This window comes from Oceanomicrobium pacificus, from assembly GCF_009833495.1.
Lineage (GTDB): Bacteria > Pseudomonadota > Alphaproteobacteria > Rhodobacterales > Rhodobacteraceae > Oceanomicrobium > Oceanomicrobium pacificus.
In genome coordinates, this window is record NZ_WUWG01000006.1 from 170042 (window position 1) to 182833 (window position 12792).

Genomic DNA, 12792 nt, shown 5'->3' on the forward strand with positions numbered 1-12792 from the left:
AAACCACTCGCATTTGAACAAAATGGAAAGCGCATTTCTGGGAAGAAGTGCGCTTTTCGCCTTTATTGGCACCGTTCCTTCACAGTTTCACCCGATTGTCCACCGATAACGGACGGGCCGTGGGGGCAGTGCTTGAGAAGGACACTATCATGTCGCGTTCGCGTATACTTGCCTGGGGGGCGGCCAGCTTGCTCCTCGTCGATCTCATCCTTGTGGACGGCATGGCCGATCTCGGCCCGCTGTCGATCCTCGCCTTCCTGCTCCTGTTGCTCAGCGCCTTCGGTCCCGCCCGGCGCGCGCCCAATATCGCCATGCTGAAAATGCCGACGCTCGACAAGCGCATCCATGCCGACGGGATGCCCAGCGATGCGGCCGACGCGCTGCGCCGCCGGATGATCGAGGCGCACCGCAATCGCTATCGCCGCCCGGCGCCGGAACTCGTTCTAGAGCACGGGTGAGGCGAGGCGCGCCAGCCGCACCAGCAGCTTGAACCAGACCGGACGGCGCTCATAGTCGTCCGGATCGAATATCCGGCTCTTCTCCATGTCGCGGAGCAGCATCGCCTCCACCTTGGCATTGAAATCCGCGTCTCCGATCAGGGTCGTGATCTCGAAATTCAGCCGCAGCGAACGGTTGTCGAAATTGGCCGTGCCGACAAAGGCGGCATTATGGTCGATCAGCACGACCTTCTGGTGAAGGAACCCGTCCGTGTAGCGGTAGAAGGTGATCCCGCTTTTCACCCCTTCGGGCAGATAGGCAAAGGCCGCGAGCCAGACGATCCGGTGATCGGGCTTGTCGGGCAGGATCACCCGCACGTCGACGCCGCGCAGCGCGGCCAGTTGCAGCGCCGAGACGATGTCGAGGTCCGGCACGTAATAGGGGCTGACGATCCAGAGTCGCTCGGTCGCGCTGTTGATCGCATGCAGCATCAGAAGGTTGGCGCTCTCGAATGTGTCCGCCGGACCGGTCGCAAGCACAAGCGCGGCCTTGTCGCCGGATGCGCTGGGCTTCGGCGTCCAGTCGAGCGGCAGCATCTCGTCCTTCAGCCAGAACCAGTCCTCCTGAAAGGACAGCTGGGCGCCCTGTACGATCGGCCCCTCGATGCGCACATGCGTGTCCCGCCAGCGCCCGAAATGGGGGTCGAGCCCGAGATATTCGTCGCCGACATTGTGCCCGCCGATGAAGCCCACACGACCGTCCACGACGACCACCTTGCGATGGTTGCGGAAATTGATCTGGAACCGGCTGCCGCGGCGCGAGGAACTGTTGAAGGCGGCGGTTTCCACGCCGCCATCGTCCAGCGTCTCGAAATAGGCATGCGGCGTGCTGCCGGACCCGACGGAATCGTAGATCAGCCGGACCATGACCCCCCGCGCGGCGAGGTCGAGCAGTGCCTTCTGCAGCCGCCGGCCAAGCTTGTCGTTGCGGATGATGTAGAATTGCACGAGCACATAGTCGCGGGCCTCGTCGAGCGCGGCGAAGATGCTCTGGAAAGTCGCCGATCCGTCGATGAGCAATTCCACGTCGTTGCCGCGTGTCACCGGCATGTCCGCCAGCCGCTCCACTGCGCGGATCGAGCCGAGACGGGTTGAGGAGATTTTGTCGAGCGGCGGGCGCAACGTGTCGGTCAGGCCTTCATGGGCGATCACCTTCAACTCGGAGCGTTTCCGGTCCTCCAGATAGCCCGAGAAGCGGCGGCGACCGAAGGCCAGATAGGCCGGCACGGCGAGCCAGGGCAGGGTGACGAGACTGATCGCCCAGGCAATCGAGCCCTGCGTCGTGCGCGATTCAAGAAGGGCCGCCACCGCACAGCCGAGACCGGTCAGGTAGACCAGTGCCGCGAAGGCGGAAAAGAGGACGGTCAGGTCGGCTTCCATAGGGGCTCCGCTTGCGGGTCGCGCCTGTCAGTCTGCCGTGCCGCTGTCTGTTTCATCAAGAGTGATGTCGGCCCAGATCGGCAGATGGTCGGAGGCCTGGCGCGACAGATCGGAATGGTGGACACCGCAGGCCTCGACCCGCACGCCGTGGCCGGTGGCGAACCGGTCGAGCGCGACGACCGGGCGCGCGGCATGGAAGCTCGGCCCCGGCGTGACCAGCTGGAACTGGCGGGTGAAGTCGCGCAGATTCGGCCCCGAGCGCCGCCATTCGTTGAAATCGCCCGCTACCACGGTCGGGGGCGATCCGCTCAGCCTGTCGAGCTTGGCCAGCACGCGCCGCACCTGCTGGCGGCGCACGGTCGACAGGAGCGCCAGATGCACGCCCACGACCCGCAGCCGCTGCCCGTCCACATCCACATCGACCATGATGGCGCCGCGCGGCTCCAGCGTCGGCAGCATGAATTTGTGACGCCGCAGGATCGGTAGCGCATCGCGCACGAGAATGGCATTGCCGTGCCAGCCGATCGATCCGGTCCGGCGTGCAATGCCCGCGATCGTGTAGGCACTGTCGGCCTCGATCACATCCTGCGGCAGGCTGCTGATTCGGTCCCCGAAGCGCAGATCGGCCTCCTGAAGGATGACGATGTCGGCGTCGATCTCCTGCAGGACGGAGAGAATCCGCATCGGGTCGCGGCGACCGTCCAGTCCCACGGATTTCCGGATATTGTATGATGCGATGCGAAGCATGACCCATCCGCGCAGATGCGTTGCGCATCAGTTGCCCCAAACGGGCGGCAAACTCAAGCGCTTGGGCGAAACGGGCATGAAATGGAAGGAGCTGGTGCCGCTGGGCAGGATTGAACTGCCGACCTCATCATTACCAATGATGCGCTCTACCACTGAGCTACAGCGGCTCCTTGAGGCGGCGTTTTAGCCGATTTGCGCCCGAGTGCAAGCGCAAACTGGACCCCGATGCATCAGGTGGGTTAGAGGAAGAATGATGAAAGAGACAGATGGCGGAAAAGCAACGGGCAAAGGGCGGGGCGGCGCACCGGCGGGCGATCGGGAAGATCGGCTGAAGGCGGCGTTGCGTGCCAATCTGCAGCGCCGGAAAAGCCAGAGCCGGGCGCGGAAATCGGCCACGGATACGGCCGACAGCAGCGCGCCCGCACCCAAGGACTGACGCCAGACAGACTGCGCGGCCACCCTGCCGCGCCAACCGGAAAGATACAGGCACATGGATTCCATTCTCATCAAGGGCGGCACAGCGCTCCACGGGCGCATCCCGATCACCGGCGCGAAGAACGCCTGTCTGACACTGATGCCCGCAGCGCTTCTGTCCGACGAACCGCTGACGCTGACCAATGCGCCGCGCCTGTCGGATATCCGCACAATGACCGAACTGTTGCAGTCGCTCGGCTGCGAAGTGGCGGCGCTGCAAGGCGGACGGGTGCTGGCCATCGGCGCGGAGGAGATCACCAACCACCGCGCCGACTATGACATCGTGCGCAAGATGCGCGCCTCTATCCTGGTGCTCGGGCCAATGCTGGCGCGCGACGGTCATGCCACGGTTTCGCTGCCCGGCGGTTGCGCGATCGGTGCGCGCCCGGTTGATCTGCACCTGAAGGGGCTGGAGGCGCTCGGGGCTGAACTGGAATTGCGGGACGGCTATGTCCATGCCCGCGCCGAAGGCGGGCTGAAGGGCGGCACGGTGGAGTTTCCCTTCGTCTCTGTCGGGGCAACGGAAAATGTGTTGATGGCCGCAACGCTGGCCAAGGGCACGACCGTGATCCGCAACGCTGCGCGCGAGCCGGAGATCGTCGACCTTGCCGCCTGCCTCAGTGCGATGGGTGCGCGGATCGACGGTGCCGGGACCGACACGATCACCGTCGAGGGTGTCGACCGGTTGCATGGCGCCACCCATCAGGTGGTGACCGACCGGATCGAGCTCGGCACATATATGTTGGCGCCTGCGATCACCGGCGGCGAGGTCGAACTGCTCGGCGGCCGCCGCGCGCTCGTTGAAAGCTTCTCCGAGCGGCTGGAAGCGGCCGGGATGGAGGTCACCGACACGGCCGACGGGCTGAAAGTCAGCCGCACCAACGGGCGCATCCGCCCAGTCGATGTCGTCACCGCGCCGCATCCGGGTTTCCCGACCGACCTGCAGGCCCAGATGATGGCGCTGCTCACGCTCGCGGACGGCACCTCGAAGCTGGAGGAACGGATCTTCGAGAACCGGTTCATGCATGCGCCCGAGCTGATGCGCATGGGCGCGCGCATCGACGTGCATGGCGGCACGGCGACCGTCGAGGGCGTGGAGCAGTTGCGCGGTGCGCCCGTCATGGCCACCGATCTGCGGGCGAGCGTGTCGCTCATCCTCGCCGGTCTGGCCGCGTCGGGTGAAACGCTCGTGAAACGTGTCTATCATCTGGATCGCGGCTATGAGCGGGTGGAAGAAAAACTCTCCGCCTGCGGGGCGCAGATCGAACGGATAGCGGAGTAGGCTTCATGGCAGATGCCCGGTTTGAGGATGGCGCGGAACAGCCCCTGCGGCTGAAGGCGGAAAGCGCGGAAGATCTCGCCGTATTGTCGGCCATGGTGCAGGATGCCGTGGCCCAGACGGCCGAGATGAGCTGGCTGCCGCGGCACCGCCGTTTCGCGCTCCTCATCAACCGGTTCCGCTGGGAGGATCGCGACCAGGCAGCCCAGCAGAAGCGCGCGTACGAGCGCGTGCAGGCGACGCTGGTGATCGACGGGGCGCTGAAGGTGCGGAGCAACGGGATCGATCCGGCCGACAAGGATCTGGTGTTGGATCTGCTGGCGCTGCGGTTTGTCGAAGGCGATGCCCCGGCGGGGCGCTTGACGCTCATTTTCGCCGGCGACGGAGAGATTGCGATCGACGTGGAATGCCTCGATGTCACGCTGACCGACCAGTCGCGCCCCTATGTGGCCCGCGCCAAGGAAGCGCCGCGCCATCCGCTCGACTGACGCTTGCGGCAACGCGGCTCTTGTGCCGGACGGGTGGCGGCGCTAGGGCAGGGGCAGTTCTGGCGCGGGAGAGAGCGTGATGCCTGTTTTTCTGGATGCAACATCGGCAGGGTTCGAGGCGGATTTCGCCGCCTTTCTGGAGACCAAGCGCGAGATTTCGGCCGATGTGGACGCAACCGTAGCGGATATTCTGGAGACAGTGCGCGCCCGTGGCGACGCCGCTCTGGTGGACTACACCAACCGGTTCGACCGCCTATCCCTGTCCGCCGACGGGCTGGAGATCGGCGCTGAGGAAATCGACGCGGCCATAGCGAAAGTGCCGCCTGCGGATCGCGCGGCGCTGGAACTCGCGGCTGACCGGATCCGCGCCTATCACGAAAAGCAGCGCCCCGAGGATGCCCGCTGGGAAGATGCGGCCGGCGCCAGCATCGGATGGCGCTGGACGGCGGTGCAGGCGGCGGGCCTTTACGTGCCGGGCGGTCTGGCCTCCTATCCGTCTTCGGTCCTGATGAACGCGATCCCCGCCAAGGTGGCCGGGGTGGAAGAACTGATCGTCTGCGTGCCGACGCCCAAAGGCGCGGTCAATCCGCTGGTGCTGCTTGCGGCCCGGATCGCGGGCGTTGACCGGGTGTTCCGCATCGGCGGCGCGCAGGCGGTGGCCGCACTGGCCTATGGCACGGAAACGGTCCCGAAGGTCGACAAGATCACCGGCCCTGGAAATGCCTATGTGGCGGCCGCCAAGCGGCGTGTGTTCGGCCATGTCGGCATCGACATGATTGCGGGCCCGTCGGAGATCCTCGTGATCGCGGATGCGGAGAATGACCCGGATTGGATCGCGCTCGACCTCCTGTCGCAGGCCGAACATGACGAAAGCGCCCAGTCGATCCTGATCACGACCGATGCAGAGTTTGGCCGCGCTGTCGCGGCCGCGGTCGAGAAGCGGCTCAAGACCCTGACGCGGGCGGCCATCGCCGGTCCAAGCTGGCGGGACTATGGCGCGGTCATCACCGTGCCGGACATGGCGACCGCAATCGCCCTGTCGGACCGGATCGCGCCCGAACATCTGGAAATCTGCACCTCCGACGCAGATGCCGTCGCGGCACGCATCCGCCATGCCGGGGCGATTTTCATCGGCGCCTGGACGCCCGAGGCGATCGGCGATTATGTCGGCGGCCCGAACCATGTCCTGCCGACGGCACGCTCCGCCCGCTTTTCCTCCGGCCTGTCCGTGCTCGATTTCATGAAGCGCACGACCGTCGCGCGGATGAGCCCCGACGCGCTTGCCGCCATCGGTCCGGCGGCGGAACGGCTGGCGATCTGCGAGGATCTGGAGGCCCACGGCCTGTCGGTGCGGGCGCGTCTCGACCGGCTAAACAGGGGGCGCGAATGAGTGACAGCAACCGCCTGAGCGACATCCGCCTCGACGATAGCGGACTGCCGCCACCCACACCCGAGATCGAGCAGGAGCGGCGGGTCGCGATCTTCGACCTTCTGGAGCAGAACAGTTTCGCCTTGCCGGTCCGCGACGGGGCGGACGTGCCGGACGGACCCTACGTGCTCGACCTGTCGATCCGCGACCGGCGGCTCGTGTTCGAGGTCAGCACCGAAGCCGGTGCGCCGGTCGGGGCCTTCCACCTGTCGCTGACGCCTTTCCGGCAGGTGGTGAAGGATTATTTCCAGATCTGCGAGAGCTATTTCGACGCGGTCAAACGCCTGCCACCAAGCCAGATCGAGGCGATCGACATGGGGCGGCGCGGGATCCACAACGAGGGCTCGCGGGTTCTGCTCGACCGGCTCGACGGCAAGGTCGAGACCGACATGGCGACCGCGCGGCGGCTCTTCACCCTTATCTGCGTTCTGCATTTCAAGGGCTGACGGGTGGCGGATCTCCCCGGCTCGGTGCTTTTCTGCTGCGACTATAACGCAGTGCGGTCGCCCATGGCCGAGGGGATCCTCAAGCAGCGGTTCGGACGCCAGATCTATGTCCAGTCCGCCGGCGTGCGGCATGAGCTTGAAATCGACGGGTTCGCCATTGCCGTCTGCGCGGAAATCGGCGTGGAACTGTCGCGCCACCGGTCCCGCTCCTTCGAGGAGATGGAGGAATGGGGCGACAGTTTCGACAGTTACGACCTGATCGTGGCCATGTCGCCCGCCTCCCAGCGCGCGGCACTGGAACTGACCCGCCACTATGCTTTGGAAGTCGAATATTGGCCCGTGATCGACCCGACAGGCTTGGGCGAGAGCCGGGCCGACAAGCTGGCGGCCTACCGCCAGACGCGCGACCAGATCGTCGCGCATGTCACCCAGCGCTTCGGCGCGGGTCCGGATGCCCCGACACCGGGCGCCTGATGCGTTCCCGCTTGATATTTTCGCCATTTGGGGCCATTTAACGCCCAGCCGGACACAAGCGCCGGTTGTTGCAACAAGATCGGAGAGACCATGGCCAAGGAAGAGCTTCTTGAATTCCCGGGTGTCGTGACCGAGCTTCTGCCGAACGCGACGTTTCGGGTAGAGCTCGAGAACGGCCATACCATCATCGCCCACACCGCTGGCAAGATGCGCAAGAATCGCATCCGCGTGCTGGCCGGCGACAAGGTGCAGGTCGAAATGACGCCCTATGATCTGACCAAGGGCCGGATCAACTATCGCTTCAAGTAAGATGCGTCTGATCCTCGGATCGGGCAGCCCGCGCCGGCGCGAACTGCTGGCGCGGATCGGTGTCGTGCCGGATGCGATCCAGCCCCCCGACATAGACGAGACCCCGATGGCGGGCGAGGATCCGCGCCGCTATGCGCAGCGCCTCTCGGTCGAGAAGGCGCGGGCGGTTGCGGCGGATGCAGACACGCTCATTCTGTCGGCCGACACGGTCGTGGCCGCGGGCCGCCGGATCCTCGGCAAGCCTGCGGATGCGGCCGAGGCGGCTGAATTCCTGATGCTGCTCGGCGGTCGTCGCCATCGTGTGATTACCGGCGTCGCGCTGCGCCGGGGTGACCGGATCTGGCAGCGGGACGTTGTGACCGCTGTGAAGCTGAAACGCCTGTCGGACACGGAACTGTCGGCCTATCTGCGCTCGGGCGAATGGCAGGGCAAGGCAGGCGGCTATGCGATCCAGGGCATCGGCTCGGCCTTCGTGCCGTGGATTTCGGGCAGCTATACAAATGTGGTCGGCCTGCCCCTGACCGAGACCGCCGCGCTCCTGACAGGTGCCGGATATCCCGTCCCTTACGAAGGAGAGGCCGCGTGAAGGGCTGTACCATCGCGATCGAGGAGGTGGATGGCGTCAGCCTTGCCGCGCGGATGATCGACGGGCGTCTGGACGACCTCTATATCGACGCGCCGGACGATGGCCGTCCGCAACCGGGCGCGATCTACCGCGCGAAAATGCTGCGCCCGATCAAGGGGCTGCACGGGGCAACAGTCGATCTCGGTGACGGGCAGACCGGTTTTCTGCGCGAGGCACGCGGTCTGGCGCCGGGCGACAGTTTCCTGGTGCAGATCAATAGCCATTCCGAGGATGGCAAGGCGCCGCCGGTCACCCGTCGGCTGCTCTTCAAGAGCCGCCATGTCATCGTCACACCCGATGCGCCGGGGATCAACATCGCGCGGCGTATCCGCGACGATGACCGCCGCGATACGCTTCTGGAACTGGTGCATGACGTGCTGGGGGATGCCGGATTGCCCGACGGGGCCGGCGTGATCCTGCGTTCGGTCTGCGATGCGGCCCCCGAGGACCAGATTGCCGAGGATCTGGCCGACACGGCGGCGCTGGCCGCAAATGTTCTGGCCGATGCAGAGGGCGATGCGCCAGAATTGCTGGTGGCCGCGCCGGAGGCCGAGTTGCGCGCCTGGCAGGATTGGGTCGATCCCGCGCCGGACAGCGTGGAGCGCGACGATGCCCCCTTCGAGCGGCTCGGTATCTGGGACGCGCTGGCGGCCCTACAGTCGCCGCGTGCGGACCTTCCCGGGCAGGGATGGATGGCGGTCGAGCCGACCTCCGCGCTTGTGGCAGTCGATGTGAACAGCGGCGGCGATTTTTCCCCCGCCGCAACGCTGAAAGCCAACCTTGCCGCCGCCGCCGAACTGCCGCGCCAGCTGCGCCTGCGCGGGCTCGGCGGGCAGGTGGTCGTCGATTTCGCGCCGCTTGGCAAGAAGGACCGAAAGCAGGTGGAGCAGGCGCTCCGCCGGGCGCTCAAATCCGATCCGGTGGAGACGAGCCTCATCGGCTGGACGCCGATGGGCCACCTGGAACTGCAGCGCAAGCGCGAGCGCCAGCCCCTGTCGGAGCTTTGGCCGAGATGAGCTGCCCGATCTGCAAGAACGACAGCGCCGCGCGCTACCGGCCCTTCTGCTCCAAACGTTGCGCGGACATCGATCTGGGGCGCTGGATGCGGGGCTCCTACGCGATTCCGGCCGACGAGCCGCCGGCCGATGCTGACGCGCAGGAGGCGGATATCCGCCCGCGCGAAACCCGCCATTGAACGGCTGGCAGGCGACCGGCAGGGACCCGCGAAAAAACGCCCGAATGGGTCTGGACACGCCCCTGCAACTGCCCTAAAACCGCCGCACCCAGAGGCACAGAGCCTCTCCCGTGCCCGGGTAGCTCAGGGGTAGAGCAGCGGATTGAAAATCCGCGTGTCGGTGGTTCAAATCCGCCCCCGGGCACCAAATCACCTCCTAGTGTGAATGATATCAATGGGTTACGAGGAAAAATCGTCCCACCGTTTGTGCTCCTGGGCAAAAGTGGGACTTTTTTGTTCATGAGACGTTCGCGTTCCGGCGCGCGAAATCGTACCCTCGGCGGCAGTCAGTCTGTGATGTGTGTCGGCCAAAGTGTTTCGATGTGACGATACACATCAACCAGAATGAACTTTTGACGACCGATGCCGTCCTTCAGCTCCTTGGGAAACCGAGCCATCTCTTCGTAGCTTGGAAGCACAACGAACTGCACTTGATCGAGTTGAAACAAGAAATCGTGTGGTACGCGCCACTCCCGCTCGTGCGCGTCGTCGATGGTCTTGCCGGACAGCGGGCTGGAGAACTTGGTGCCCTTCGGCCTATAAGCTGGCCAGAACGGAGTGACGAAAGTCTTCACATGTTCATCCCAGTTCTGCTTTTCCCAATGATCAGCGCGTACATAGTATGCAGGGCCACCACCTGCGGCGAACACATGAGGTTTTGTGAAGCCGACACCGTAAGGGGAATAATTTCCAACGTGTCTTAGCAGACTTGACCAAGGGCACTCGGTGAAACAGACAGCAGGGTTCTTTGTCCAAGGAATGCTTGATGCGATGAGCTTTGTATCGGTTAGGATTGAAACCAACTTGTCGAATGGCGCTTCGCCCTCACCTTTGGTGAAATGCGCTACAAAGTTTGAAACACTCATTTTGAATGCCTATCGTTGATGACGATTTGGGAGTTGCGCGCCCGGGAAGTTGTATAAATGCGCCTATCCAAGCGTCGCTCTTACATCTGTCATCGGGATGTACACGCGCTTGGGATTATCCGGATCGCCTAGTGGCTGAAATCCGAGGTCTTCATAAAAGCGCCAACGGCGGTCGAAGTGTTCGTCTTCGAGCACATCAAGAACGATGGCGGCGGCACCCATCTGATCCGCGATGCCGATACACCGTTTCATTGCATCGATGACGAGGGCGGTCCCGAGGCCCATTCCTTGTATATCCTGCCTGACCGCGACGGCGCGAATATAGATGACCGGAACGTCGGGCACCCGCGCGCGTTGCCACGCTTTCGGGCCGAATTCGGATCGGACCGCGAGGGCTCCCAGCGTGTAGAAGCCAAGCACGGCGGGATCGTCTTCTGCGGTAGCGATCCAGGCCGCGACCATACCGGTCTTGATCTGGTCTGACAGGGAGGACTTCAGGAAGTTGTCGATAGGTGCGAAGCCACAGGAAAAGGCGCTGCGGTCATGCAGCGCCTTGTCGAATATCGCGATGGTCAGTGCGGGCCGGTCCGCCGGAGTATCAGCCGGCATCCTTCAGAAGGCCTTTCGACGCATTTGCCGCGCGGGCCAGTCCGGGCACGACCTTCCCCGGGGCCTCGACGGCGGCCTTGAACGCGTCGAACGCCTCGACCGGCAGAATGGAGAGAGACACGCGCTGCTCCACCTCCTGCGCGCGCAGAAGAGCGGCCTGACGGATGAAGTCGGCCTCCTGCAACCCGGTCGCTGCCGCAGCCGCGCGAATGCGTTCTTCATCCGTGCGATGCATACGCAATTCCTTGCGCGCTTCCATCTTGCCCGGGGTTGGCGTGGCTGAAGTGATGGCGAACATGGTGGGTCTCCTTTGAGGGCCTCATGTACGGTATAACGCCGTACATGTCAAGAATTTCTGTTTCGACCGTCCCCTCTTCCCGGCCCGCCCCCTTCCCGAGACAACAGCTTCATCCCCGACGCCGCCAGCACCTTCTGGCGCGCGGCGCGGGTGTAGCGCGAGGCTTCCTTCATGGTCGTCCAGCCGAAGATCGCCATCAGCTGCCGCTCGGTTGCGCCGTTCTCGGCCGCCAGCGCCGCGCCCGCCTTGCGCAGCCCGTGGGCGGAGCAATGCTTCAGCCCGGCGTCGTCGCATTGCTTGCGGAACCAGTTGCCGAAGCCGTTCGAGGTGAAGGGCTTGCCGAAGGCCGTGACGAGGAAGGCGAGGTTGCCGGTGGACGTGGCGTCGAGAACCGCCTTCAACTCGGGCAGGACCGGGATGGAAAGGGTCACGGGCTTGCGATCCCGGTTCTTGGCCTGGGTCAGGGTGATCCAGCCGTCCTTGATGTGCTGAGGCCCCAGCCGGACGATGTCCGACCGTCGCTGTCCGGTGTAGAGCATGAGCGCAAGCGCCAGCCGCGGCTTGCTGCCGATCGGGTGATGGTCCTCGAACTGGCGGACCTCCTCCATCGTCCAGGAATGGAAGCCGTCCCCCTTGGCCTTGAGGTAGGGCACGTCGCGGGCAGGGTTCCGCAGCGCCAGCTCGTACTCGACCGCGAAGGCATAGACCTGCCGCAGCGCCTTGACGAAGCCGTTGGCCGCCTCGGGCCGGTCGGCCATCTCGTCGCGCATGCGGCGGACATGGCGGGGCTCCATCAGCGCGTAGGGCTTTGATCCGTTCTTATCGCAGATCCGGTCGAGGATGCCGCGCCGGACATACTTGGTGCGGCCACTCAGCCGCTGGTACTCGGCCGAGACGTAGTATCGCTCGCAGAGCCACTTGAAGCTGCCCTTCGATCCGCGCCGCTCGAGCGGTCCGGCCGGCGCGCGCGGTGTCGCGCCCATCATGGCGACGCGGTATTCGGCGAGGAACTCCTCCGTGCCCGGCTGGCTGCGCAGCCGCACCTTCAGATGCCCGGGCCGCCGCAGGTAGACGCGCACGTTCCCGTGCCGGTCGGTGTCCTCGATAACGTGCTTCAGGCGGATGCTGCCCGAGCCGTCTCTCATCCTGAATATGGGCATGGCGCGCGCTGCCTTTCGTCAGCCGTCAGTCGTCCCAGGGATTGTGGTCGGAGTGATCCCCATCAGGGATCAGCTCGAACGCCCGGTCAAGTTTTTTCCGGTCCCAGACCGTGCGGGCATTTATCCGCTTGGGCGGCGGCATGCGCCGGTCGCGAACCAGGTGATCGAAGAGCGTGGGCGACACCCCGATATAGGCCGCGGCCTCGGTTCGCGAGAGACCGCGGGGTGCGAGGGTGGGCGGCAGAATGGCGGGGCGCTTGGGCATGGGGCGATAGGTTCGGGTTTCGGGTGCTCCAAGGATGCCGGAAAGGGAGAGAGGAGCGAAGCCGAGAACAGGCGGGGTAGGCCTGTGTCGGGGAATGACAGGCGGGCTGCGGGTATGGAGAAGTGGGGCGCTTTCTCGGATATGGTGGCGTAGTCGTAGGGCTTCGCGAAAAAGGCTCGATGCCGCATGCAAAATCGTGCGAGATCAGATGA

General features: G+C 64.8%; 18 protein-coding genes and 2 tRNA genes. 12 read left to right on the forward strand and 8 right to left on the reverse strand.

The annotated features are described in order from the left end of the window. The first annotated feature begins 149 nt into the window (after positions 1-149). The gene (locus GSH16_RS13845; protein WP_160856114.1) at positions 150-458 is read left to right on the forward strand and encodes a hypothetical protein; all 309 of its coding nucleotides are present in this window, start codon (positions 150-152) and stop codon (positions 456-458) included. Here GSH16_RS13845 and cls read toward each other — a convergent pair. The 3 genes from cls to GSH16_RS13860 form a co-directional block, all read right to left on the reverse strand. After that, the gene (cls, locus tag GSH16_RS13850) at positions 444-1877 is read right to left on the reverse strand and encodes a cardiolipin synthase (RefSeq protein ID WP_160856116.1); all 1434 of its coding nucleotides are present in this window, start codon (positions 1875-1877) and stop codon (positions 444-446) included. The genes GSH16_RS13845 and cls overlap by 15 nt on opposite strands. A 27-nt stretch (positions 1878-1904) precedes the next feature. Then, entirely contained in the window at positions 1905-2624 is a 720-nt protein-coding gene (locus GSH16_RS13855; protein ID WP_160856118.1) for an endonuclease/exonuclease/phosphatase family protein, read from the reverse strand. Positions 2625-2716: 92 nt separating this feature from the next. Next, positions 2717-2791 (reverse strand) — tRNA-Thr (locus tag GSH16_RS13860). Between the two features lie 83 nt (positions 2792-2874). Between GSH16_RS13860 and GSH16_RS13865 the strand changes: the two genes are divergently transcribed. From GSH16_RS13865 to GSH16_RS13915, 11 genes are all read left to right on the forward strand, one after another. Beyond that, entirely contained in the window at positions 2875-3060 is a 186-nt protein-coding gene (locus GSH16_RS13865; protein ID WP_160856120.1) for a hypothetical protein, read from the forward strand. A 54-nt stretch (positions 3061-3114) separates the two neighbouring features. Further along, on the forward strand, positions 3115-4380 hold the full coding sequence (gene murA / locus GSH16_RS13870) for a UDP-N-acetylglucosamine 1-carboxyvinyltransferase (RefSeq protein ID WP_160856122.1): 1266 nt from the start codon (positions 3115-3117) through the stop codon (positions 4378-4380). Positions 4381-4385: 5 nt separating this feature from the next. Next, entirely contained in the window at positions 4386-4865 is a 480-nt protein-coding gene (locus GSH16_RS13875; RefSeq protein ID WP_160856124.1) for a DUF2948 family protein, read from the forward strand. 79 nt (positions 4866-4944) lie between these two features. Then, positions 4945-6255 carry a histidinol dehydrogenase gene (hisD, locus tag GSH16_RS13880; protein ID WP_160856126.1) on the forward strand — a complete coding sequence of 437 codons (1311 nt, stop codon included), beginning with the start codon at positions 4945-4947 and terminating at the stop codon, positions 6253-6255. Next, positions 6252-6740 carry a UPF0262 family protein gene (locus GSH16_RS13885; RefSeq protein ID WP_160856128.1) on the forward strand — a complete coding sequence of 163 codons (489 nt, stop codon included), beginning with the start codon at positions 6252-6254 and terminating at the stop codon, positions 6738-6740. The genes hisD and GSH16_RS13885 overlap by 4 nt, the downstream gene beginning before the upstream one ends. Before the next feature lie 3 nt (positions 6741-6743). Further along, on the forward strand, positions 6744-7214 hold the full coding sequence (locus tag GSH16_RS13890) for an arsenate-mycothiol transferase ArsC (RefSeq protein ID WP_160856130.1): 471 nt from the start codon (positions 6744-6746) through the stop codon (positions 7212-7214). A gap of 90 nt (positions 7215-7304) precedes the next feature. Further along, positions 7305-7523, forward strand: coding sequence for a translation initiation factor IF-1 (infA, locus tag GSH16_RS13895; protein ID WP_111428650.1), 219 nt, complete (start codon positions 7305-7307; stop codon positions 7521-7523). A 1-nt stretch (position 7524) separates the two neighbouring features. Beyond that, complete coding sequence (locus GSH16_RS13900) at positions 7525-8109, forward strand: Maf family protein (RefSeq protein ID WP_160856132.1); 585 nt, start codon at positions 7525-7527, stop codon at positions 8107-8109. Further along, positions 8106-9164, forward strand: coding sequence for a ribonuclease E/G (locus GSH16_RS13905; protein WP_328803238.1), 1059 nt, complete (start codon positions 8106-8108; stop codon positions 9162-9164). The genes GSH16_RS13900 and GSH16_RS13905 overlap by 4 nt, the downstream gene beginning before the upstream one ends. Then, on the forward strand, positions 9161-9343 hold the full coding sequence (locus GSH16_RS13910) for a DNA gyrase inhibitor YacG (protein ID WP_160856134.1): 183 nt from the start codon (positions 9161-9163) through the stop codon (positions 9341-9343). Before GSH16_RS13905 ends, GSH16_RS13910 begins: the two co-directional genes overlap by 4 nt. 112 nt (positions 9344-9455) lie before the next feature. Continuing rightward, a tRNA-Phe gene (locus tag GSH16_RS13915) sits at positions 9456-9530 on the forward strand. A 139-nt stretch (positions 9531-9669) separates the two neighbouring features. Here GSH16_RS13915 and GSH16_RS13920 read toward each other — a convergent pair. The 5 genes from GSH16_RS13920 to GSH16_RS13940 form a co-directional block, all read right to left on the reverse strand. After that, the gene (locus tag GSH16_RS13920; protein WP_160856136.1) at positions 9670-10248 is read right to left on the reverse strand and encodes an abortive infection system antitoxin AbiGi family protein; all 579 of its coding nucleotides are present in this window, start codon (positions 10246-10248) and stop codon (positions 9670-9672) included. Between the two features lie 63 nt (positions 10249-10311). Then, a complete protein-coding gene (locus GSH16_RS13925; protein WP_160856138.1) occupies positions 10312-10857 on the reverse strand; it encodes a GNAT family N-acetyltransferase in 546 nt (181 codons plus the stop codon). Further along, the gene (locus GSH16_RS13930; protein ID WP_160856140.1) at positions 10847-11155 is read right to left on the reverse strand and encodes a type II toxin -antitoxin system TacA 1-like antitoxin; all 309 of its coding nucleotides are present in this window, start codon (positions 11153-11155) and stop codon (positions 10847-10849) included. The genes GSH16_RS13925 and GSH16_RS13930 overlap by 11 nt, the downstream gene beginning before the upstream one ends. A 47-nt stretch (positions 11156-11202) precedes the next feature. Next, positions 11203-12300 (reverse strand): tyrosine-type recombinase/integrase, encoded by a 1098-nt coding sequence (locus GSH16_RS13935; protein WP_235913227.1) that lies wholly within the window; start codon positions 12298-12300, stop codon positions 11203-11205. Between the two features lie 40 nt (positions 12301-12340). Beyond that, entirely contained in the window at positions 12341-12580 is a 240-nt protein-coding gene (locus tag GSH16_RS13940; RefSeq protein ID WP_012177662.1) for a helix-turn-helix transcriptional regulator, read from the reverse strand. Positions 12581-12792: the final 212 nt, after the last annotated feature.

Bases quoted from the DNA above. Each gene is read 5' to 3' on its own strand.
- GSH16_RS13845 (WP_160856114.1), top strand. From the start codon at position 150: ATGTCGCGTTCGCGTATACTTGCCTGGGGGGCGGCCAGCTTGCTCCTC.
- cls (WP_160856116.1), bottom strand. From the start codon at position 1,877: ATGGAAGCCGACCTGACCGTCCTCTTTTCCGCCTTCGCGGCACTGGTC.
- GSH16_RS13855 (WP_160856118.1), bottom strand. From the start codon at position 2,624: ATGCTTCGCATCGCATCATACAATATCCGGAAATCCGTGGGACTGGAC.
- GSH16_RS13865 (WP_160856120.1), top strand. From the start codon at position 2,875: ATGATGAAAGAGACAGATGGCGGAAAAGCAACGGGCAAAGGGCGGGGC.
- murA (WP_160856122.1), top strand. From the start codon at position 3,115: ATGGATTCCATTCTCATCAAGGGCGGCACAGCGCTCCACGGGCGCATC.
- GSH16_RS13875 (WP_160856124.1), top strand. From the start codon at position 4,386: ATGGCAGATGCCCGGTTTGAGGATGGCGCGGAACAGCCCCTGCGGCTG.
- hisD (WP_160856126.1), top strand. From the start codon at position 4,945: ATGCCTGTTTTTCTGGATGCAACATCGGCAGGGTTCGAGGCGGATTTC.
- GSH16_RS13885 (WP_160856128.1), top strand. From the start codon at position 6,252: ATGAGTGACAGCAACCGCCTGAGCGACATCCGCCTCGACGATAGCGGA.
- infA (WP_111428650.1), top strand. From the start codon at position 7,305: ATGGCCAAGGAAGAGCTTCTTGAATTCCCGGGTGTCGTGACCGAGCTT.
- GSH16_RS13900 (WP_160856132.1), top strand. From the start codon at position 7,525: ATGCGTCTGATCCTCGGATCGGGCAGCCCGCGCCGGCGCGAACTGCTG.
- GSH16_RS13910 (WP_160856134.1), top strand. From the start codon at position 9,161: ATGAGCTGCCCGATCTGCAAGAACGACAGCGCCGCGCGCTACCGGCCC.
- GSH16_RS13920 (WP_160856136.1), bottom strand. From the start codon at position 10,248: ATGAGTGTTTCAAACTTTGTAGCGCATTTCACCAAAGGTGAGGGCGAA.
- GSH16_RS13925 (WP_160856138.1), bottom strand. From the start codon at position 10,857: ATGCCGGCTGATACTCCGGCGGACCGGCCCGCACTGACCATCGCGATA.
- GSH16_RS13930 (WP_160856140.1), bottom strand. From the start codon at position 11,155: ATGTTCGCCATCACTTCAGCCACGCCAACCCCGGGCAAGATGGAAGCG.
- GSH16_RS13935 (WP_235913227.1), bottom strand. From the start codon at position 12,300: ATGAGAGACGGCTCGGGCAGCATCCGCCTGAAGCACGTTATCGAGGAC.
- GSH16_RS13940 (WP_012177662.1), bottom strand. From the start codon at position 12,580: ATGCCCAAGCGCCCCGCCATTCTGCCGCCCACCCTCGCACCCCGCGGT.